The organism is Diplocloster hominis, assembly GCF_032380655.1.
GTDB lineage: Bacteria > Bacillota > Clostridia > Lachnospirales > Lachnospiraceae > Diplocloster > Diplocloster hominis.
In genome coordinates, this window is sequence record NZ_JAWDIY010000025.1 from 55365 (window position 1) to 77553 (window position 22189).

23 protein-coding genes are annotated in these 22189 nt (G+C 48.7%); 1 reads left to right on the forward strand and 22 read right to left on the reverse strand.

Going from position 1 to position 22189, the window contains the following annotated elements; genetic code table 11:
• Positions 1-211: 211 nt before the first annotated feature.
• The 22 genes from ABC831_RS19520 to ylxM form a co-directional block, all read right to left on the reverse strand.
• The gene (locus ABC831_RS19520; protein WP_343249744.1) at positions 212-976 is read right to left on the reverse strand and encodes a transposase; all 765 of its coding nucleotides are present in this window, start codon (positions 974-976) and stop codon (positions 212-214) included.
• Positions 977-1308: 332 nt separating this feature from the next.
• Entirely contained in the window at positions 1309-2697 is a 1389-nt protein-coding gene (locus ABC831_RS19525; protein WP_343249745.1) for a glycine--tRNA ligase, read from the reverse strand.
• Between the two features lie 17 nt (positions 2698-2714).
• The gene (locus ABC831_RS19530; RefSeq protein ID WP_343249746.1) at positions 2715-3329 is read right to left on the reverse strand and encodes a hypothetical protein; all 615 of its coding nucleotides are present in this window, start codon (positions 3327-3329) and stop codon (positions 2715-2717) included.
• A 574-nt stretch (positions 3330-3903) separates the two neighbouring features.
• A complete protein-coding gene (gene recO / locus ABC831_RS19535) occupies positions 3904-4572 on the reverse strand; it encodes a DNA repair protein RecO (RefSeq protein WP_343249747.1) in 669 nt (222 codons plus the stop codon).
• Positions 4511-4762 (reverse strand): YqzL family protein, encoded by a 252-nt coding sequence (locus ABC831_RS19540; RefSeq protein WP_343249748.1) that lies wholly within the window; start codon positions 4760-4762, stop codon positions 4511-4513. Before ABC831_RS19540 ends, recO begins: the two co-directional genes overlap by 62 nt.
• A gap of 182 nt (positions 4763-4944) precedes the next feature.
• Complete coding sequence (era, locus tag ABC831_RS19545) at positions 4945-5844, reverse strand: GTPase Era (protein ID WP_343249749.1); 900 nt, start codon at positions 5842-5844, stop codon at positions 4945-4947.
• Positions 5845-5853: 9 nt separating this feature from the next.
• The gene (locus ABC831_RS19550; protein ID WP_343249750.1) at positions 5854-7020 is read right to left on the reverse strand and encodes a DUF4349 domain-containing protein; all 1167 of its coding nucleotides are present in this window, start codon (positions 7018-7020) and stop codon (positions 5854-5856) included.
• Between the two features lie 49 nt (positions 7021-7069).
• Positions 7070-9991 (reverse strand): insulinase family protein, encoded by a 2922-nt coding sequence (locus ABC831_RS19555; RefSeq protein ID WP_343249751.1) that lies wholly within the window; start codon positions 9989-9991, stop codon positions 7070-7072.
• A gap of 186 nt (positions 9992-10177) precedes the next feature.
• Entirely contained in the window at positions 10178-10834 is a 657-nt protein-coding gene (locus tag ABC831_RS19560) for a ribonuclease HII (RefSeq protein ID WP_343249752.1), read from the reverse strand.
• A gap of 12 nt (positions 10835-10846) precedes the next feature.
• Positions 10847-11665 carry a signal peptidase I gene (gene lepB, locus ABC831_RS19565; RefSeq protein ID WP_343249753.1) on the reverse strand — a complete coding sequence of 273 codons (819 nt, stop codon included), beginning with the start codon at positions 11663-11665 and terminating at the stop codon, positions 10847-10849.
• Positions 11666-11727: 62 nt separating this feature from the next.
• Complete coding sequence (gene ylqF, locus ABC831_RS19570; protein ID WP_343249754.1) at positions 11728-12645, reverse strand: ribosome biogenesis GTPase YlqF; 918 nt, start codon at positions 12643-12645, stop codon at positions 11728-11730.
• Positions 12646-12671: 26 nt separating this feature from the next.
• Positions 12672-13202 (reverse strand): signal peptidase I, encoded by a 531-nt coding sequence (lepB, locus tag ABC831_RS19575; RefSeq protein WP_343249755.1) that lies wholly within the window; start codon positions 13200-13202, stop codon positions 12672-12674.
• A 130-nt stretch (positions 13203-13332) separates the two neighbouring features.
• Positions 13333-13680, reverse strand: a complete 348-nt coding sequence (gene rplS, locus ABC831_RS19580; RefSeq protein ID WP_343249756.1) for a 50S ribosomal protein L19 — start codon at positions 13678-13680, stop codon at positions 13333-13335.
• Between the two features lie 390 nt (positions 13681-14070).
• On the reverse strand, positions 14071-15528 hold the full coding sequence (locus ABC831_RS19585; RefSeq protein ID WP_343249757.1) for a UDP-N-acetylmuramoyl-L-alanyl-D-glutamate--2,6-diaminopimelate ligase: 1458 nt from the start codon (positions 15526-15528) through the stop codon (positions 14071-14073).
• A gap of 177 nt (positions 15529-15705) precedes the next feature.
• A complete protein-coding gene (gene dapF, locus ABC831_RS19590; RefSeq protein WP_343249758.1) occupies positions 15706-16560 on the reverse strand; it encodes a diaminopimelate epimerase in 855 nt (284 codons plus the stop codon).
• Complete coding sequence (locus ABC831_RS19595) at positions 16557-17741, reverse strand: trans-sulfuration enzyme family protein (RefSeq protein WP_343249759.1); 1185 nt, start codon at positions 17739-17741, stop codon at positions 16557-16559. Before ABC831_RS19595 ends, dapF begins: the two co-directional genes overlap by 4 nt.
• A 224-nt stretch (positions 17742-17965) precedes the next feature.
• Positions 17966-18742, reverse strand: a complete 777-nt coding sequence (gene trmD, locus ABC831_RS19600) for a tRNA (guanosine(37)-N1)-methyltransferase TrmD (protein ID WP_343249760.1) — start codon at positions 18740-18742, stop codon at positions 17966-17968.
• A gap of 140 nt (positions 18743-18882) precedes the next feature.
• The gene (rimM, locus tag ABC831_RS19605; protein WP_343249761.1) at positions 18883-19389 is read right to left on the reverse strand and encodes a ribosome maturation factor RimM; all 507 of its coding nucleotides are present in this window, start codon (positions 19387-19389) and stop codon (positions 18883-18885) included.
• 251 nt (positions 19390-19640) lie between these two features.
• Positions 19641-19868 (reverse strand): KH domain-containing protein, encoded by a 228-nt coding sequence (locus tag ABC831_RS19610; RefSeq protein ID WP_158346373.1) that lies wholly within the window; start codon positions 19866-19868, stop codon positions 19641-19643.
• A gap of 28 nt (positions 19869-19896) precedes the next feature.
• Positions 19897-20142 (reverse strand): 30S ribosomal protein S16, encoded by a 246-nt coding sequence (rpsP, locus tag ABC831_RS19615; protein WP_158346371.1) that lies wholly within the window; start codon positions 20140-20142, stop codon positions 19897-19899.
• A 35-nt stretch (positions 20143-20177) separates the two neighbouring features.
• On the reverse strand, positions 20178-21527 hold the full coding sequence (gene ffh / locus ABC831_RS19620; RefSeq protein WP_343249762.1) for a signal recognition particle protein: 1350 nt from the start codon (positions 21525-21527) through the stop codon (positions 20178-20180).
• Positions 21528-21530: 3 nt separating this feature from the next.
• Positions 21531-21875 (reverse strand): YlxM family DNA-binding protein, encoded by a 345-nt coding sequence (ylxM, locus tag ABC831_RS19625; RefSeq protein WP_343249763.1) that lies wholly within the window; start codon positions 21873-21875, stop codon positions 21531-21533.
• A 119-nt stretch (positions 21876-21994) separates the two neighbouring features.
• Between ylxM and ABC831_RS19630 the strand changes: the two genes are divergently transcribed.
• Positions 21995-22189, forward strand: a 195-nt coding sequence (locus ABC831_RS19630) for a hypothetical protein (RefSeq protein ID WP_343249764.1), incomplete at its 3' end; no start/stop codon positions are given.

A 22189-nucleotide genomic window follows, 5' to 3' on the forward strand; every position in this document is an offset into this window, starting at 1 on the left:
CTGCATTTTTTGCAGGACGTATTGGGGACATGTCCATTTCAGTTTGGGACATGTCCATTTCGGTCTGGGACATGTCCATTTCGGTTTTTCGGGTTCTATTTCGTTCATCCAAACTATTACATACTGTAATACTGTAATTCCCGGCAAGTAAATTTAGTAACCTAAACCGTGCTATTCAGACAGTTCTACATTTAATTATTCATTCTGATTCTTAACAAAATTCATCGAATATAATCCTTTTCATCAATACATTTGCTTTGTCTTTCGAGATTCCTAATGTTTCGATCATTCTTTCTCGAAGAATTCTTTTTACCTTGCTGTTCATCCAGATATTTTCACCGGCAGGTATCTTTTCTTCCTCCGTCACATTCCGCAATAAAATATATCCTATTTCTGTCTGCTGCTGAAACATATCTTCTTGCGTATCTAAAAAACTATCCAAACTATTAGAATGATGAAACTCACCAAATTCTTTCTCAGACAAAAAACGCTGCCTGTATAATTGTATCGCTTTGGGATGTATAATATAAGACTTTTGATTCAGATATTCTTGAAAGCTGCTATAGAAATATTGATGTGGGAAATCCGACAAACCGGCTTTGCAGGGATTATTATGGATATAACGCAGACAATTCCAGAAATAGTTTTCCTCTTCCACACACTCGCTTTTGTACCGGTTATCAAAGACATGACCGGATCTGCCTTTTGTTTTATTGTAATAAACAGCGTAAGCGCCGACTGCGAGATGGAAAAATTCCGAGAGCTCATCCATTGGGCATTGTATCAGCATATGGAAATGATTATTCAAAATACAATAGCTGTAGATCACTACTCCCAGCTTACTTTTTTTGGCATATAATAACTGCCTTAAAACTTTTTTGTCAGAATCTTCTGAAAAGACTGCTTCCTTATTAACTCCCCGCATCATCACATGATAAATCCCTGTTCTGCTGACAGGCCGTGCGGTTCGAGCCATACGCATCATCTCCTTTTATAAGTCAGAGTTTTAAAATATACTGCTCTGCAAATTTACCGGGAGAAAAACATAAGTATGATTTGGTAGTTAAGTATTGGATGAATTAATTACAGATTTCATTATAATATGAAAACAGACCGTTCACGGACATAACCCAAACCGTCTTTCGCACGCGGGTTCCCAATCACAGCTTCATAAACCTATCGTAACAGGATTGAATGAGCGATACCGGCAGACGATTTAAAACCAAACCATTTGGACAAAGACGGTTTGGACATGTCCCAGACCGAAATGGACATGTCCCAAACTGAATTGGACATGTCCCCTTTTGTTTAGAATCTGAGTTTTTCCTCAAAGTATTGTTTTAAGTCTTCGATTTGGATCCGTTCCTGAGCCATGGTATCGCGGTCACGGACCGTTACTGCACCGTCGGTCTCGGAATCGAAATCGTAGGTGATGCAGAACGGAGTGCCGATCTCATCCTGACGGCGGTAACGCTTGCCGATATTCCCACGGTCATCGTATTCACAGGTATAGTATTTGCTCAGTTCCTGGTATATCTTTTCCGCGCCCTCGCCCAGTTTCTTGGACAGAGGAAGTACGCCGATCTTGACCGGAGCCAGTGCCGGGTGGAAATGCAGGACGGTACGCATATCTCCGCCTTCCAGTTCCTCTTCATCGTAGGCCCCGCACAGGAAGGCCAATACCACACGGTCCGCTCCCAGGGAAGGTTCAATGACATAGGGTACATATTTGGCTTTCTTTTCATCGTCAAAATAGGACATATCTTCGCCGGAGGTGTTCTGGTGCTGGGTTAGATCATAATCAGTACGGTCCGCGATCCCCCACAGTTCGCCCCATCCGAAGGGGAATAAGAACTCGATATCGGTGGTCGCTTTGCTGTAGAAGGACAACTCTTCTTTGTCGTGATCCCGCACCCGCATCTCTTCTTCCTTCATGCCAAGGGCTTTCAGCCAGTCTATGCAGAACTGTTTCCAGTAGGCGAACCATTCCAGATCCGTATCCGGCTCACAGAAAAATTCCAGCTCCATCTGTTCGAATTCCCTGGTCCGGAAGGTAAAGTTACCGGGTGTAATCTCGTTACGGAAGGATTTTCCGATCTGGCCGATGCCAAACGGGATCTTCTTCCTGGAAGTCCTCTGTACATTCTTAAAGTTTACGAATATTCCCTGTGCAGTCTCCGGACGCAGGTAAACCGTATTCTTGGCATCCTCGGTAACCCCCTGGAAAGTCTTGAACATCAGGTTGAACTGTCGGATATCTGTAAAATTATGCTTTCCGCAGCTGGGGCAGGCGATGTTATGCTCCTCGATGTATTCCTTCATCTGTGTCTGGGACCAGGCATCTACAGCGCCCTCGATCTCAATGCCATTCTCCTGGTTGTAATCCTCAATAATCTTATCCGCGCGGAAACGCTCATGACACTCTTTGCAATCCATAAGCGGATCGGAAAAGCCTCCCAGATGCCCGGATGCCACCCAGGTCTGAGGATTCATCAGGATCGCACAGTCCACACCTACATTATAGGGATTTTCCTGGATGAATTTCTGCCACCAGGCCTTTTTCACATTATTCTTCAGCTCCACGCCCAGATTCCCATAATCCCAGGTATTCGCCAGGCCTCCATAGATCTCTGACCCCGGATATACAAATCCTCTCGCTTTTGCCAGGGCTACGATTTTTTCCATTGTCTTTTCCATCTCTGCACTATCTCCTCTTATTTATAAATAATAAAAGCTAAATCTTTTGTATCTTTATTCTCATCCGTCTTGTCAGTCACAACTCTCGCTGTGGTTTTATCAACCAGTTCCATATTTTCACTGATATAGAGTATTCTGGATGCCACTTTTACATCCGTCTTTTCTGATACGACAGCCGCATGGTATCCTTTTTCTTCCGCCTCGCTCTGAACCTCCATCATGGACACGCTGCTGTCGTTCTTCACGTTAATCATCGTATCCGGCAGCTCAAATTCTTCGATCCCGGGATACAGGCCGGCAAAGAAGTCCACTCCGTTAAATTTCCCATAGCAGTCTGCGTCAGCATAATCAATCAGAACCCTCACGATTCCGTCCTTGACCTCGTAGCTTTGCAGGGTCACACACTCTTCACCGTTTTCCGTATTATAATCGGTTATCTCCTGGTTCAGCATATTCTGCAGTTCCTCTGCGTCGTAGTATTGTTTTGTAAAGTCCTCCACAATCACTCCGGTGATCTGACCCTTCTTCTGTATGTAAACAGTATCCTCATTAAGGTCCGATAATTTTGCAGAGCATCCGGCAGTAAAAACACAGGTCATCAGGATGGCCAGTGCCAAACACCATTTTCTCATGTCCATTCCTCCTAGTAATCCGCTTTCTTTAAAAATAGAGTTTCTTTAGCGAAACTCTTCGCCCGCGGGGACGCGCAGCGATAACTCCCGTCTATTATACCCTCTATCCCCTTTAATTTCAACAAATAATTATTCCCAGATAGATGCGCGGATGTTTCTAGGGGGACGGGAGGAGATGGAAGCGGCGGGGGGCTGGGGGAGCGGCGGAAAATCCCGCGGGGCCAAATCGATTCGGCCGGGCCTAAGAACGAGTAACTCCAAAGAGGGCGAAACCTCCGATTAGCAGGACCCGGGGCAAACTCGCCACAATACGGCTCAAACAGTGCCCCGGGTCCTGCGAGGTTTCGTCCTCTTCTGCGTAACTCGTTCTAAGGCCCTGCCTCAAGCGATTTGGCCCCGCGGGATTTTCCACCGCTCCCCCAGCCCCCCGCCGCTTCCATCTCCTCCCTGCTTTATAACAGGCCGGGTTCCAGGTTTCATTCAGAATGCCATAGTTCTTGCCATATGATGCGGATGTTGTTGTGCTGGCTGCTACTGGGTTACTGGCCTCTCCGGATCTCTGCGGACTGGTATTCTAGGAAGGATTGTAGTAGTCTGTGCACTGTTCCAGAATTTTGAGGGATTTGAATGTTCGGTCTATATACATGGAAAGGTAGCGTTTCATCATTTTCGCCAGTTCGTTTAACACCTGGTCCGATACGGTAAAGGTATATAGCTTTTCTACCGGGGAGGCCTGGATGAACTGAATCGTGTATAGGGCTGCTTCACTTAGGGCCAGATCCTCCCGGATTCCGGGGAACTCTCCGTTTACGACCATGGCTTTGATTTCAAATATGTACCGAACCAGCCTGTTTGGAATATGTTCGTTTAGAAGGGCCCGAAGGGACTGATACAGCAGTTTTAACATCTGCACCTCATCGTTATTTTCCCGTGTATAATAATCTGCGAATTCCATAAAATAAAACCCATAGCAGGCGCCCTCAAGATCTTGGGAGAGTTCGGTAAAATAATTGCTGATCTGCGCCTGTGTTAAAGTATATGCGGTTCTTCCCTCAAAAAATGTAAACATGCCAAAAGAAAAAGGATTGGTCGCTGCCAGCAGGACGCTATTCTGTCTCCTGGCGCCTTTTGCAAATGCAGTAATCTTTCCTCTTTCCTTTGTAAGTATTACGAGTCGTTTATCAAATTCCCCCATAGGGAACGCTGACAGTACCATACCTGTCATAGTTATTGGCTGTCTCATAACTGCCGTCACCTGCCCGGCTTCCCGCCGTATTTCCTGCTGCTGTATCTGACCTCGCGGAGTTTGCCATAGCCGTGTTTGCCATGGCCGTATTTGTGGTCTCCTGCGGGAGCTCTATTGCCTTATACAGCAGATAATCATAGATACTTCCGGTATTTTTGAACCGATTCCAGCCTTCCTCGCAACGCATATCGAATCCCCCTTTTGTATATAGTAAGTTCCTGTATACTTTTAGATTCTCCGAAATGCGTCAGGATATACTGAATAAAACTACCAGTTATTTTTTTGAAAAAACCCTTGACAATCTGTGTAATATGTCACTTGCGCGGCCTGCCGTCTGCGGGGATTTTTGCAAGCGGACTCTATTTATTTCTATTTATTTTCATAGCCGAAATTTTTGATCAGGAAATCACTGTCCCGCCAGTCTTTTTTGACCTTTACCCAGAGCTGCAGATTTACTTTCTTTTCCAGCATCTTCTCTATCTCATAGCGGGCTGCACTCCCGATTTTTTTTAACATCACTCCGCTTTTTCCGATAATGATCCCCTTATGGGAATCCCGCTCGCAGATAATGGTCGCCTCGATATCTACCAGATTCCTGCCCCGGTCCTTCATCTTTTCTATGGACACGGCGATACCATGAGGGATCTCCTCGTCCAGGCTGTTGAGGGCTTTTTCCCGGATCAGTTCTGCCACGATCTGCCGCATGGGCTGGTCCGTGATGGTGTCTTCGTCAAAAAACTGGGGACCATACGGCAGATATTGGTAGATCACATCAATGATGGTATCGGTGTTATCCCCTTTTAACGCGCTGGCCGGAACAATTTCCGCAAAATCCAGAAGCTTCCGGTACGCATCTATGGCTTTTAATATCTCTTCTTTTTTCACCGAGTCCGTCTTATTGATCACCAGAATCACCGGAGCGCTCACGCCTGCCAGCTGGCGGGCAATGTGCTGTTCCCCTGCTCCGATAAATGTGGTGGGTTCTACCAGCCAGAGTATCACGTCAACTTCGTCAAAGGTCCGCTCCGCTACACGAACCATGTAATCGCCCAGTTTGTTCTTTGCTTTGTGGATGCCTGGGGTATCTACGAATACGATCTGCCCTCTTTCGCTGGTATATACCGTCTGGATTCTGTTCCTGGTAGTCTGGGGCTTCTTGGATGTGATCGCGATCTTCTGACCGATCAGCTGATTCATTAAGGTTGATTTACCTACATTGGGCCGCCCGATCAATGTTACAAACCCGGATTTATAATTTTGATTCTCCATTATTCTCCTTCATTTTCCTTCATTTTCCTTCTCTTTAACTGTTTTATTTGGAATCTCCGCGTCCGGTGTGATATCAGAGTTTTGTTTCAGCGGCGGTGCCGGCTGCGGCTGGGGTGCTCCTGCTCCCTGCTGGGGTGCCGGCTGCGGCTGGGGTGCTCCTGCTCCCTGCGGCGGAACCGGCTGCCTTCCTCCCCGCACCTGGCTCTGTGGATGCACAGGCTGCTGATGCTGCATGCTCACTCTGCGGGCTTCCATTTTTTTCCTATGTCTGCGGGTTGAAATATGCAGCACAAGCCAAACGATCAGTCCGATCGCTGCCAACAGTAATATATAGGGCAGTGATATCACTAACCAAATGAAGAAATTCAAAAGCCCCTGGCCCAGATCATAGAAATTATCCGACAGGCCGCTGCTGATCCGCTCCAGCACCGTATCCTGCTTCGTCTGCGTGATCCGCTCAACCTCCTGGATATTCATGGTGACTGTGCTGTAATCCACTTGATTATCATATGTACGGAGCTGGGATTCATAAGACTCCAGCTCGTAGCGAACTTCCGACAGCCTGCTCTCCAGCGCGATGATCGCATCCACGCTCTCCGCCTGGGCGAGCAGCTCAGTCAGGCGCTGCTGCTCGACTTTCAGCGCATTGATCCTGCTCTCAATATCCACATATGACAATGTCACATCCTCGACGGATTCCTGCTTATTTATGACATTCCCCATCCCGGATACCTGCTCTACAAAGCCGTCCAGCTTAGCTACCGGGACGCGGGCCACCATGCTGGCATAACGCCTGCCGTTTTCCTGGTCATAACCGTTTCCCTGCACCTGCGAATGCTCCAGATATCCTCCCAGTTCCTCAACCTTTTTCGAAATATTGGCGATCATTTCATCAAAATTCCGGGTCTCCATATCCAGATATACGGTTTTAATCAGTTTTCTGCTTTCGGCCGCACTCTCAGTTACCTCCGAAGCCTGCCCCTCTTCCGGCTCAGCCGCCGGCATTTCCGCCGCCTCTCCCGCCCCCTCGGCCGGTGCAGCAGCATCGTAAGCCGCAGAAGACTTTGCATTAGCAAACTCATTTTGCGCTGAAGAACTGGACTTCGAACCACATCCTGCAAGCATCAACAAGCCTAACGCCACACTTACCACAATTGCCAGACATCGCTTTTTCATACCGCATCCTCCTTTGATCGTGCTTTCCTTCCTGCATGACAGGATCGAATCAGGAAAACAGATTACATAAAGTTGCAAACATCTCCTTCTGCTCTTCTAACCGTGTTTCATTTCCAAGGACACAGATATCGCCGTCGGCCAGGACCGCTTCGATGATTCCGGCCAGATCGCGGATGCTCTCCTCTGTGGCCGTCAGTACCTGTTCCCGCTCCTTTTGTATATCCTCGTACGTCAGATTGCTCAGGTAAGCCGTCATGGAACGGTTTCCTTTGGATGACGGAGTCAGGGGGCTGTCCAGATCGCCGATGGTACCGATAATATATTTTGTCATATCCCGGTCACTGACCGTAAAGTTCTTCACGAATTCCGCGGTTCCCTCGAAAATCTCATTGGTTTTCTTCAGGTTCGGATCCCGGTAAGACACCAGATATCCGTCTCCCACCCGGTTAAATCCGCTCATACATCCATATGCGCCGCCTTTTACCCGGATATTGATCCACAGATAGTCATAGCTTAGTATCACTTTTAATATTTTCAACGCTCCCGTATATTCATAACCTCTGCGCACGAAGTTTCCGGCTCTGGCCACATATTGCACCTGCGCGGAAGTCTTGAAGCCTTCATTCCTTGCGTTCACCTGGAACTGTTGGCTGCATTTTTCCACCGGGTCCTGATATAATAATGCGCTCAGTTTTCCGATCTCACCCTCAAGTCCCTGCAGGCCTTCTCGCTCTGCTGTATAATCCACCATCAGATTCTCCGGCCGGAAGATCAGCTGCATCAGCAGACGCAATTTTTCTTTCAGGCTGTCTTTTTGCGCGTCAAAATCGCTTTCGATACTCTCCACCAACCGGTAGAGGCCTATCCCGCCCACACAGTCATTAAAATAAGCCGACGGGGAGAAATAGGACATGGCCCGGATAGCCGCCGTTGAATGCCCGTTTCCGGTCAAGCCCATCTGCAGTCTGGATTTGACCTGCGCAATGATCTCATACAGGCGTTTATCATCTGATAAATCAGTGGCAAACAGGATTTCCCGGATCATGGTAAATGCAAAATCCAGTTTTTCATACAGTACCTTTGCCTTCACCTGCAGCGTGCCTTTGTATTGGTCCGGCTCCTTCACATCCGCGTATGGGTTCAGCGCCGTATAGATACCCCCGGAATGAATGTTAATCACATTAAACAGTTCCGCGTAGCTGTAGTTTTCTGTATCCATATAACCCAGCACGGATTTTAACAGACCCAGATAGGGAAGCAGGTCATCCGGCACATGGCAGGTATCAAATACCAGATTAATATAGGCGATCCCATTGGTAAAGAGCTCATGATATAAAACCGGCGTGCCGGAAAGGGTCTGTTCCTCATTACACAATGGCAGCGCCTGCCTGCCGATATCCTCTCTGCGCAGCATGGGAATCTTCTCCAGATCCTCCTCCGGTGTCTCCTCACTTTGATATTCTTCCAGATGGACCGTATCTTCTACCATCTGCTGTAGTCTGGCTTCATCCAGGGATTGTCTGTATTTTTCCAGCTTATCAGCTGTTTTTTGCTCCATCTGCGCGGTTAATCCCTGGCGGGGAACGATCATAACGACGGAGGCGTGGGTATTTTCAATCAGGTATTTCTGAATCAGCTGTTCATAATAGCCTCTGCCTACCTGCTCCTTCAGGAACCGGAACGTGTCCAGAGCTTCCAGATGCATAAACGGCTGATTCTCATCGTACAGCCAGCTATCAAAGGCCTGTAGCCCATACATGAGCCCTTTCGGATAATTGCCGAAGTCTGCCTCCCGGAAACGGAATTCGTAATAATTGATTCCGGCCAGCAGCGCCTGCTTATCCATCCCTTTTTCCACGATGCCTGAGAGGGTATCCCTGATTGTCCGCAGGAACTCTTCCTTTTGCTCGGGGTTTGCATTTTTGGAGATCACACTGAAGGTTGGCTGATATACCCCTTCGTCGTAGGAGCCCATCACATCCTTACCGATTCCCGCATCGATCAGCGCCTGCTTTAGCGGCGCCCCCGGAGCAGATAACAACGCGTACTCCAGCACCTGAAACGCCAGATACAGCTCCTTATTCAGGCTGGTGTCCACTACCGTGCTGTAGGAAAGATAGGTCTGGTCCTTCGTGGATTCCGCCTCCGTGATCGAATACTCCCTGGTGACTTCCACCGGTTTTTCAAACGGCTTCTGATACCGGATCGCCGAGTCCACCAAAACCGCGTCAAACGCGCTTAAATATTCCCGGTCCAGCCAGTCCAGCTTCTCTGCCACATCCATATTGCCGTACAGATACAGGAAGCTGTTGGAGGGATGATAATATTTTTTATGAAAATCCAGAAACTGTTCATAGGTCAGATCCGGGATAAATTCCGGATCCCCGCCGGACTCATTGGCATAGGAGGTGTCCGGAAAAAGGGAGCGGAGCACTTCCCGGTCCAGAACATCTTCGGGGGAGGAAAACGCCCCTTTCATCTCGTTATAGACAACCCCGTTGACTTTCAGCGGTCCTTCGGTACGTTCCAGCTCATAGTGCCAGCCTTCCTGTCTGAATATCTCTTCTTTCTTATAAATGTTGGGATAGAACACCGCGTCCATGTATACATGCATCAAATTCTGAAAATCTTTGTCATTACAGCTGGCCACGGGGTACACGGTCTTATCCGGGTAGGTCATGGCATTCAAAAATGTATTCAGTGACCCCTTCACTAATTCTACAAACGGGTCCTTGGCTGGAAAATTTCTGGAACCGCACAGTACGGAATGCTCCAGAATATGGGGCAGGCCGGTGCTGTCTTCCGGAGGGGTCCGGAATCCGATACTGAACACCTTGTTTTCATCATCATTTGATAAAATCAGCAGCTTGGCTCCGCTTTTTTTATGCTTTAGCAGCAAGCCCCTGGAATTCAGATCCTTCACCTCCCGGTCATCTAAGATTTCATAGGCTTTTACATCCTGAATTGTCATTTATTTCCATCCCTTCACGCTGTTTTTTATCCATCCGGACATTGCAACCACATACCCTTCAGGCTGGTTCGCGGCATTCGCCTCTCAACAATGTATACTTAACAGTACCCATTCATTCATGCCCTTCGGGCTGGTTCGCGGCATTCGCCGCTCAATCATGTATAGTTTAGCCATATTGTTTTCTGGCTATGCCACAAAATTTTTGATAAATGTCTTTCTATGTATGGCACAGGGTCCGATTTTTTCCAGCGCATCCCTGTGTACCTGTGTCCCGTATCCTTTATTTTCTTTAAAATGATAGTAGGGGAACAGTTTGTCATACTCCACCATCAGACGGTCCCTTGTCACCTTGGCTATGATGCTGGCCGCCGCTATGGATATGCTTTTCGCATCGCCTTTGATAATCGGGACCTGCTCAATGTCAATTCCCGGTATGGTAACCGCGTCATTTAACAGAAGATCCGGGCGCACCTTCAGGTTTTTTACCGCCATGCGCATGGCCTCATAGGTAGCCTGCAGAATATTGATCTTATCGATCCTCTCATGGCTGGCAAAACCCACTTCCACCGCGACTGCCTGATCCATGATCTCGTCAAAGAGAAGCTCCCGCTTCTTTTCACTTAGTTTTTTGGAATCATTCACATACAGGATCCGGCAGTCTTTCGGTAAAATCACCGCTGCCGCCACCACCGGCCCCGCCAGGGGTCCGCGCCCTACCTCATCGATTCCGCAGATATAGCCTCTGTCCGCGTACTGTTTTTCATAGACGCACATTTCTTCCAGCCGCGCCATCTCTTTTTCCAGTTTTTCCTCATTTTTTCTCTGTCGTTCCTCGTTATTCATGTTCTACCGCCTCTATTGGTGTCTGATAAATTCTATTTTATTCAGCGGCCAGATTCTCAGCCAGGCCTTACCGACAATCGTATCTCTTTTCACATTTCCCACCTGGGGATCTCTGCTGTCCGCACTGGCGTTCCGGTTGTCACCCAGAACAAAATACTCATCCGTTCCCAGCAGAATCTCTTCCGCAGCCAGTCCCGGAGATTTGATCACTTCACTGCCGTAGGATTCCTGAAGTTCTTCCCCGTTGATAAAAATAGTACCTTCTTCATCGATCCTGACACTCTCCCCGGGCAGGCCAATCACCCTTTTGATATAGTGGGTGTCTTCCTCATGCTGGTAGGGAAACACGATCACATCAAACCGCTCCGGTTCGTGGAACCGGTAGGAAATCTTATCGACGATGATATTATCTCCATCGTATAAAGTATGCTCCATCGAAGAACCGATCACTTCCGTGCGCTGCCCGACAAAGTGAACCAGGAGAAACGCGATCCCCACCAGGACAGCCAGATACAGAATCCAGCTGATGAGACTCTTAACCACACTTCTTCCTCTGGAATTCTTTTTCTTCTTGTGGGGCTTTCTCCTGGATGGGGAGTCCGCCTCCAGCCATTCCTCGTCGACATTATTATAGGTACGTTTTCTATCTTTTGATTTCTCTTCTGCATGTTCAACGGTATTCTGCATGTAAGCGGAACCGGCTTTGGATGAGGGTGGATTCGACCGTTTTGACCGCGTGCCGGTAATTTCCGACTTTATTTCTTCTTCTCTTTGTATACTACCCGTGCGTTTTCCGGATTTTTGTTTAAAATGTCTTCCCTGCTGAGCCATCCTTTTCTCCTCTTACTGATAAGTGGCTAAAATCATCTGTATTGTTGCCTTTTTTTCTGATACTACTTATTTACTATTACTGTTTCATTACCCTCCGGAAATTCCAGGGTAATTCTCCCCAGACGCCCGCTTCTATAATCCTCCAGCAAAATACCTGCAGCCTTGGTAATGTCTAGCTGGCTTCCCTTTACGATGCATCCCCGGACTTTGGCTATACGCTCCAATACGGCTACCGGATCTGTACCTGCTGCCGGATCTGTGCCCGCTGCCGGATCTGTGCCCGCTGCGGTCCCGTCCGCCAACTGGTATCTCTTTTCCAGTGCTTCCGGATACCATTGCACCAGAAAACGGATCAAGGAGAGAGCTAACTCCTCCGTGTTCAGGATTTCATCCTTAATGGACCCGATCATGGCCAGTTTCATTCCCACCTGCTGGTCTTCGAATTTCGGCCACAGGATTCCGGGTGTATCCAATAATTCCAGCTGCTTGTTCAGCTTAATCCACTGGGCTCCCTTCGTCACTCCCGGCTTATTTCCTGTCTTTGTGCAGGCTTTCCCCGCAAAGCTGTTGATAAACGTGGATTTGCCCACATTTGGAATGCCGACCACCATCGCGCGCACCGGTCTGTTTAAAATCCCTCTTCTGCGGTCCCGCTCGATCTTTTCCCGGCAGGCTTCCTGAACCACCGGCTGGATCTGTTTCAGGCCGGCCCCGCTTTTGGCGTTCACCTTTACCACAAAACAGCCCCGTGCCTTAAAATATTCCATCCAGGCATCGTTACAGCGTTCATCCGCCAGATCCGCTTTGTTCAAAAGAATCAGCCGGGCCTTGTTCTTTCCCAGCTCGTCGATGTCCGGGTTCCGGCTGCTTAAGGGCACCCGCGCGTCCAGCAGCTCGATGATCAAATCGATCAGTTTTATATTTTCCTGCATCATCCGTTTGGCTTTTGTCATATGCCCCGGATACCATTGCACATTCATCTGTTATACCTCTCATTCTACACTATTTATTTCAGATAGCCAAATCGTTCTTTCGGCGACAGGACAAACCAGGCTTTCCCAAGCATATGCTTCTTCAGCACGTCCCCCACATCGGCGGACCGGCTGTCCTCACTGTTATTGCGGTTATCGCCCAACACGAAATATTCATCTTCCCCAAGCTTCACCGGCGAGGAGGCCACTCCCGCTTCCTGTACCGATTCCGTCTCAAGCTCTTCCTCCAGGACCTCACCGTCTATATAGATCTTTCCGTCCTTTATTTCCACGGTTTCCCCGGGAAGGCCTACCACTCTTTTTATATAATAATGGGTGTTTTCATTTCCATGAGGTTTGAATACCACCACGTCCCCCCGGCTGGGTCCGGTAATGGAATAGTTCAGCTTATTCACCAATACCGTGTCCCCATTTTCCAGAGTCGGAGACATGGATTCCCCCACATTCACCACTTTTTCTCCAAAGAAATAAACGAGTACAAACGCCAGGAACAATACCACGGCGATTTCAAATATCCATTCCAGAATCTTTTTTACAAGATTCATATTCAGTTTCTTTTCCTTTTGAACAAAGGTCAAGCCCCGTCTGGCCATATGCATTTCCCGCCTTCCGATCGATATGATTGAATCAAAAAAGGGGATAATATACGTAAGTACTTGTCCCCATTTCGGCTTCTTATTTTACCAGCTCTTTAACTTTCGCTCTCTTACCAACACGGCCTCTTAAGTAGTTCAGTTTCGCGCGTCTTACTTTACCACGTCTGACAACTTCCACTTTTTCTACGTTTGGAGAATGCAGCGGCCAGGTTTTTTCTACGCCGATTCCGTTGGAATTCTTTCTTACTGTAAAGGTTTCCCGGATTCCTCCGTTCTGTCTCTTCAATACAATTCCTTCGAACACCTGGATTCTTTCGCGATTACCCTCTTTGATTTTTCCGTAAACTTTCACGGTATCGCCTACGTGAAATACGGGAAGCTCTGCTTTCGCCTGCTCAGCTTCGAGACCTTTAATAATTTCGTTCATGTTGTGAACCTCCTTGATATTCGGATGTTCTTAATACCCTTTGGTAACAGAGGACCATCTCTTTCTTCTCACAGCAATTAACTTTACCATATTTTCGGGAATCTGTAAAGAGATTTTTTGTTGTCTTTCTTATCCTTGGTTACGATTCACGGCCGTCTTTGGTAAATGGGGATTTTGTGGACTTAGGTCCGGGAAGGGAGGGAGGCGGTCCGGCCTTTTGAACCGGGCTGGCGAATCCCGTGGGGTCAAATCACTTCGGCCGGACCTAAGAATGGCTAACTCCGAAGGCGGGAGAACCTCTTATTGGCAGGGCTTCCCTTCCGCCCGGACCTCAGTATCAAAATCCTCATTTACCAAAGTTGGCCGTGAATCGTAACATCCTTGTCTGCCCTATCCTATCCCGTAATAATCCAAAACAATCTGACGCTCGGAGAACGGGTATTTCACCCCGCGGATGTCCTGGTATTCTTCATGGCCTTTTCCAATCAGGACGATCATGTCGTCGGGCTTCGCATGTTCGATACAGTAACGGATCGCCTCGGCACGGTCATCGATTTCCAGATAGGGGCCATTGTATTTGGCCAGACCTTTCTGGATATCTTTGTTGATGTCGGCTACTTCCTCGTAGCGGGGATTATCGGTGGTGAGTATGGTAAGGTCAGCGTATTTGGCGGACATTTCACCCATGTCGTAGCGGCGCTGCCGGGCTCGGTTGCCGCCGCCGCCGAAGAGGCAGATCATGCGGTGGGGCTTGTATTCCGACAGGGTGGTAAGGATATTTTCCATACTGAGGGCATTGTGCGCATAGTCGATGATGACAGAGAAGTCCCGGGGGCCAGGGAGAACCTCGGCCCGGCCGCGTACGGATGCCTCTCTTAAGCCCTGCTGGATACAGGACATGGGGATATCCAGTTTACAGCATACGTGTATCGCGGCGAGGGCATTGTAAGTGCTGAATTTACCGGGCATGTTTACCTCGATCCGGGCATCGGCCAGACCATGGACCCAAAAGGAGTTGCCCAGGAAGCCGGGGCCTTTGGTCAGCTCCCGGTCGGTGGCATACAGATCTGATTCTTTGGTCATTCCAAAGGTCTCCACCGTGCAGGTGTGATTTTCCAGAATCTCCTGCCAGTGGGGATCGTCCCTGTTGATCAGGCCGTGGGTACAGGTCTGGAACAACAGGCTTTTACAGAAGCGGTATTCCTCAAAAGACTCATGTTCGCCGGGAGCGATGTGGTCTTCGGAGAGGTTCAGGTATATCCCGTAGTCAAACTGGATACCGGCTACCCGGTTGAGCTTTAAGCCCTGGGAGGATACCTCCATAATTACATAGGCACAGCCGGCGTCTGCCATCCGGCAAAACAGCGACTGCAGTTCGTAGGATTCGGGCGTTGTGTTTTTGGTCTTGATCTGGGTACCCGCGATATAGGCTCCCAGCGTACCGATGGTTCCTACCTTATATCCGGCTTTTTCCAGAATGAGGCGGATCATATTGGTCGTGGTGGTTTTGCCTTTGGTTCCTGTGATCCCAATGGTGGTCATGCGTCCGGCGGGACGACCGAACCAGACCACAGACATCATAGCCAGAGCGTACCGGGTATCTTCTACCTGTATGACAGTGATGCCGGCAGGAGCGCTTACCTGTTTTTCTGCGATAATGGCCACAGCTCCGTTTTCTATGGCGGAAGGGATGAAGGTGTGGGCGTCTACCGCAGTTCCGCTGATGCATAGAAAGCAGCTGCCCTCTGTTACCTTTCTGGAGTCATAGATCAGATCTGTGATGTCTGTCTGCAAGTCTCCCTGTACGCAGGTATAATTTAATTGTTCTAATAATTGTATCAGTTTCATTCCGGTTCCTCGCTCTGTTTAAAATATGAATGGAGTACATTCATCCTATTGCTCTTTTGTTATTAATCTGCGTTTAGCCTTGTATTCTGAGTTTATCGTCTTATTCTGCTTTTATTGTATCCTTCCGGTTATATCTCTACTCAAGTATGAAATACGTTTTAGAATTGTAAGTAATGCTTAAAGAAATGGAACCTCTATCTCGGATTCAAATACCGTATGGGAAGCTCCGGTCATAATCATATGCCCGGTATCCGAATCCCATTTTACATGAAGCGGACCGCCGATCTGTTCCACTGTGGCTTCCCGATCGGTCAGGCCCAGCAAAGAGGCAGCGACCAGGGCGGTACAGCAACCGGTTCCGCAGCCGATCGTCTCGCCGGTTCCTCTCTCCCATTCCCGGATCTTGATGTAGTCCCGGTGCACCACCTGCGCAAAGGTGACATTTGTTTTGTTCGGGAACAGCTCCGTATGGTGCTCGATGGCTTTTCCATAGGTTTCCACGTCGAAGTCCTGCGTATTCTCCACAAAGGTGACACAGTGGGGATTTCCCCAGGACACCGCGGTAATCCGGAATTCACAGTCCAGTATCCGGACCGGCCGGTTGATAAATTCTGGTTCCGGAGTATTTACCGGTATTTTCCTGGCGTCCAGCACAGGCTGTCCGATGTCGGCGGTAATGTTCACCGCTTTCTGATTTTCCACCTGCAGTTCTATATTCTGCAGCCCGCCGAAGGTCTCGATCTGGAACCGGGTCTTATCCGTGAAGCCATGATCATAGACATATTTAGCCACGCTGCGCAGGGCATTCCCGCACATTTCCCCCTCTGATCCGTCCGGATTGAACATTCTCATGCGGAAATCAGATACCTCCGAGGGGCAGATCAGCACCATGCCGTCGGAGCCGACGGCAAAATGCCGGTCGCTGACAAACCTGGCCAGCTCCGGCAATTTTGCTAATTCCTGATGTATGGCATCGATATAGACGTAGTCATTTCCGTATGCCTGCATTTTTGTGAATTTAATTTTTTTCATTTTCCGTTCATCGCCTGATCTAAATCTCTGATTATATCGTTTACATTTTCCAGACCTATGGAAATACGCAGGAATTTGTCATTGATTCCCAGCGCTTCCTTGCGGTCCATCGGAACGTCCTCATGGGTCTGTCTGGTGGGATAAGTGATCAGCGTCTCTGTACCGCCAAGGCTCTCCGCGAACATGATCATGTCGACTCTCTCCAGAATCCGCTCCACTGACTCAAAGGAATCCATCTCGAAGGAGATCATTCCGCCAAATCCGCTGGTCTGCTTTAAAGTCACTTCATAATCTTTATGATCGGGGAATCCGACGTAGTAGACTTTTTTCACTTTCGGCTGGGTCCGCAGCCAATCGGCTACTACTTTTGCATTCTCATTATGTCTGTCCATACGGACCGGCAGGGTTTTCAGTCCCCGGATCAGCAGCCAGGAGTCAAGAGAGGCCAGACCGTTTCCGTGGGATTTCAACTGGATCTTCATGTGGGCGGCGATCTCTTCGTTGTTGGTGACTGCGATCCCGGATATGGTATCGTTGTGGCCGCCGATATATTTGGTGGCGCTGTGAACCACCACGTCAGCTCCCAGAGTCAGCGGGCGCTGGAAATAAGGGGTTAGGAAGGTGTTATCCACGACCGTAATGGCTCCGATGGATTTTGCCAGGTCAGACAGCACCCGGATATCGGCCACCTTCATCATGGGGTTCGTGGGCGTCTCTATGAAAAACATTTTTGTCTTATCGGTAATCGCCGCTTTCACCTGATCCAGTTCAGACATATCCACATACGTATAATCCACCCCGTATTTATGGAATATGGTATCCACGATACGGAAGGTCCCGCCGTAGATGTCATCCGAAAGGATCAGATGATCCCCCGGATTCAGCCAGGTAAACAGCGCCATATTCGCAGCCTGTCCGCTGGAAAAAGCGAAGGCTTCCGTCCCTTCCTCCAGAATCGCCATGGTGCGCTCCAGCTCCTGTCTGGTCGGATTCTGAAGACGGCTGTAATCATAGCCGGTGGATTGTCCCAGTGCTTTATGCCGAAAGGTTGCCGTTTGAAAAATAGGGAAGCTGACTGCGCCTGTCATCGGATCATTGCCAAGAGCTCCATGGATTGCTTTGGATTCAAAGGCCAGATCTTTTTTCAGGCTGTAATCGTTGTAATTGCTGAAATTTTTCATAAGTCCATACCTCGTTTTTCTTTTAGGATTCTACAGCCAGTGTGCAGCTTCTGACTAAGACTTTAGTTCTAAAACACGCTCCTTAGGCTAGAACATTCTGTCGCGGACATTTGCCATGTCCCGGGCTGAATACTCTGCCTCGGACATCTTCCATTATACGGTTTTCAAAATAGGCTGTCAACGGATTTCACCCGGCGGCTGTCTGGTGCCTGTCCGCAGGCTCCTTAGTCCCCTGACGTTCCTTCGGTTTCCATCTTATTTTCCGTCTCCTGTTCCCTTAACCATTTATCGACGAGAATCCGCTCCTGTTTGGTCAGATTAGCATTTTCCAGTAAATCCGGGCGTCTCTGCATGGTTCGGAGCAGAGACTGCTCCCTGCGCCATTTCTCTATATTGGCATGATGCCCCGACAGCAGCACTTCCGGCACCTTTTTCCCCCGCCACTCTTCCGGGCGGCTGTATTGGGGGTATTCCAGCAAATTATCGTGAAAAGATTCGATTTCCGCGGAGGCATCGTTATTCAGCACTCCGGGAACCAGCCGGGAGACCGCGTCGATCATGACCATAGCCGGCAGTTCACCGCCGGTCAGCACATAGTCCCCGATGGATACATTGTCCGTCACGATCTCTTCCAACACCCGCTCATCGATTCCCTCATAATGTCCGCACAGGAAGATCAGGTCCTCTTCCTTCGAAAGCTCTTCCGCCATTTCCTGCCGGAACACCTTGCCCTGTGGGGTCATGTACAGCACTCTGGGCTTTTTCCCGATTTTTTCACGTAACGCCTCATAAGCCTGGAAGACAGGTTCGGCGTACATCACCATACCTGCGCCGCCCCCATAGGGGTAGTCATCTACCTTACAGTGCTTGTTATCCGAATAGTCCCGGATGTTCACCGCTTCCACTGAAATAAGACCGGCCTCCATGGCCCGGCCTGTGATGCTGGTACCGATTCCCTGCATGATCATCTCTGGGAACAATGTCAGTATATGAAAATTCATTCGTTTTCCTCCTGCTAAAATACCGAAAAGGGACACCTGATTTGCCGATTTGGGACATGTCCATTCCGGTTTGGGACATGTCCATTCCAGAATAGACATGTCCCAGACTGATTTGGACATGTCCCAAATTACTTATTTGTTCAGCGTAAACCAGGCATGAGATGCACCAGCATCTTTTGACCTTCCATATCGACTTCGAGGATGCATTCTTTGATCGCTGGAAGAAGGAGCTCTTTGTGGTCCGGTGTGCCGATCACATAGACGTCATTCGCTCCGGTTTCCAGCACGTCAACCAGGGTGCCCAGTTCCTCCCCTTCATCCGTAATGGCCAGAAGGCCGATCAGATCCGCCACGAAGTATTCATCCCTGGCTAGTTCCACGGCCTGCTCCCGGGCGACCAGAAGGGGCTTTCCTTTATATTTCTCAATGTCATTTATATGATCAATGCCCTTGAATTTAAGAATCACAAATTGCTTAAAAAATTTTACTCCTTCAATCTCAAGGGAACGTTGTTCTTTTCCTGTATCCAGAATTACTTTTTCTAATTTTTTGAAACGGGAAACATCATCCGTGGTGGGATACACCTTGACTTCTCCCCTGATCCCATGGGTGGAGGATATCACTCCTACCTGCAAATACTGCTCCATATGGCTTATTCTCCTGCTTTATTCATTTCAGTTACTGTTCAATATAGCGATAAAAAATAGTAGCACTCGAAAAAACCTCGCTGACTATTTTTCATGCATCGCACATAAGCACCCAAAATACGGGTGCAAGTGCTCATAGCGATAAAAAAGAAAGGACTATCCGCAGGTCTCATAAGAGAGCGGAATGGTTCCGCTTTTTTAAACATCTTATGGAACCTGAGGACTGTCCCTTTTGGTTCTGGTTTGTATGGTTAAACGATTTCAACCATTACATTCTGATCATCCCGGGATGCGGCCGCTTTGACAACGGAACGGATCGCTTTAGCGATACGGCCCTGCTTACCGATGACCTTACCCATATCTTCCTTGGCCACGTGAAGCTCAACCGTAATCCCTTTGTTGTTCTCCGTCTGTGTGACGACTACTTCGTCCGGATGATCTACCAATGCTTTGGCGATTACTTCCACCAGTTCTTTCATGGCTATTCACCTCCAGGCCAAGTTTTCATTACTTTTCAATGCCTGCTAATTTGAAGATTTTGCCGACTACTTCTGTAGGCTGTGCGCCATTTGCCAGCCATTTCTTTGCCAGCTCTTCGTCAACCTTGAATACACTGGGATCCTGGTTGGGATCATAGGTTCCGATCTCTTCGATGAATTTACCATCTCTGGGGGATCTGGAATCCGCTACGATGATTCTATAGAAAGGTTTTTTCTTAGCACCCATTCTCTTTAATCTGATTTTTACTGCCATTACTTTCACCTCCTTATTCAGGTTTTCTCTATATGTTAAAAGGGAAGCCGAAACTTGCCTCTTTTACCACCCATTTTTCCGCCCATCATACCGGGCAGCTGCTTCATCATTTTCTTACCCTGCTCAAACTGCTTTACCAGCCGGTTTACTTCGCTGATGTTGACTCCGGCGCCGTCCGCGATCCGTTTTTTCCGCGACGGGTTCAGAACACTCGGATTGGTACGTTCCTGGGGCGTCATGGAAAGAATCATGGCTTCCACCCGGGACATGGCCTTGTCATCCACCACTTCGTCGATGTTCTTCATCTGGGCTCCCATTCCGGGAATCATGCCCAGCAGGTCTGAGAGGCCGCCCATTTTCTTGATCTGCTGCATCTGCTCCAGATAGTCGTCAAATCCGAACTCTGCTTTGCGCAGCTTGCGCTCCATCTCTCTTGCCTTATCTTCATCAATGTCGCTTTGCACCTTTTCAATCAGCGTGAGCACATCGCCCATACCCAGGATACGGGACGCCATACGGTCCGGATAGAACTGTTCCAGATCCGAGAGCTTCTCTCCCATACCTATATATAAGATCGGCTTTCCGGTTACAGCCCGGATCGAAAGCGCCGCGCCGCCTCTGGTGTCGCCGTCCAGCTTCGTCAGTATCACTCCGTCGATGCCGATCTTCTCATCGAACATGGTGGCCACATTCACCGCATCCTGCCCGGTCATGGCATCTACTACTAGAAGGCTCTGGTTTACCGTAACGTTCTCTTTGATCTCGATCAGCTCGTTCATCATGTCTTCGTCCACATGTAAGCGCCCTGCGGTATCCAGGATCACTACATTGTGCCCGTTTTTGGCGGCATGTTCAATCGCCGCTTTGGCGATATTGACCGGCTTGTTCTTGTCTCCCATGGAGAACACTTCCACGCCCTGTTTGTCACCGTTGATCTGCAGCTGCTGTATCGCTGCGGGACGGTAGATATCGCAGGCCACCAGCAACGGCTTACGGCCTTTGGATTTTAACTTTCCCGCGATCTTAGCTGTGGTAGTCGTCTTACCGGCCCCCTGAAGCCCCATCATCATGAGTACTGTGATCTCACTTGCCGGCTGCAGCGCGATCTCCGTCGTCTCGGCCCCCATCAGATTGACCATCTCTTCATTGACGATCTTGATTACCATCTGTCCGGGATTCAGCCCATTTAACACATCCTGTCCCACCGCGCGCTCCTGCACGGCTTTCATGAACTGTTTGACCACTTTGAAGCTGACATCGGCTTCCAGCAATGCCATCTTGACCTCTTTCAGCGATGCCTTGACATCCGCTTCGGTCAGCCTGCCTTTGCTGCGCAGGTTTTTGAATATATTCTGTAGTTTGTCGGATAAGCTCTCAAATGCCATGTATTATAATTCCTCCAGAATCTCGCCGGATATCTGCCGCAGTCTGCCCAGTTTTTCCGGCTCCTCACACGCTTCCATCGATCCCATAATCTGCTGCATCTCCAGAATCTGTTTTTTGATAAATAAAAACTTTTCCACCAGATGCAATTTATCTTCATATTCTTTTAAAATCTTATCACACCGCCGGACCAGGTCATGTACGCCCTGCCGGCTGATCCCCTGCTCTTCGGCAATCTCGCTCAGGGATAAATCATTCAGGACAAAATCCCCGTATATCTGTTTTTGATGCTCTGTCAGCAGTTCGCCGTAAAAATCATACAAATATGCCTGTTCCAGGAATTTTTCCATTTTTCCCTCCATGCGTGCGCTTTCAGCACGTGCAGGTATACTTTGCAGCATCCCTTAATGCATCCCCTTTGGGCGGGTCTGCAACATAGCCACAAAATAAGGCGAAGGTGAACCGCTTTTTGTTCGACCTTATCACCTTTGTTACTATACAGGAAGATTATGCAGGTGTCAAGTATTTTTTCTTGACAGTAAATAGGGATTTTGAGAGGGGACTGGCACTTTTCGGTAGGAAAGCTAAATTTTCAAGTAACTGCGTAGAGAAAAGGGCCTGTCCCCGGATGTTGACTGGAATGGTCCATCCTTCTCGGGAAGCA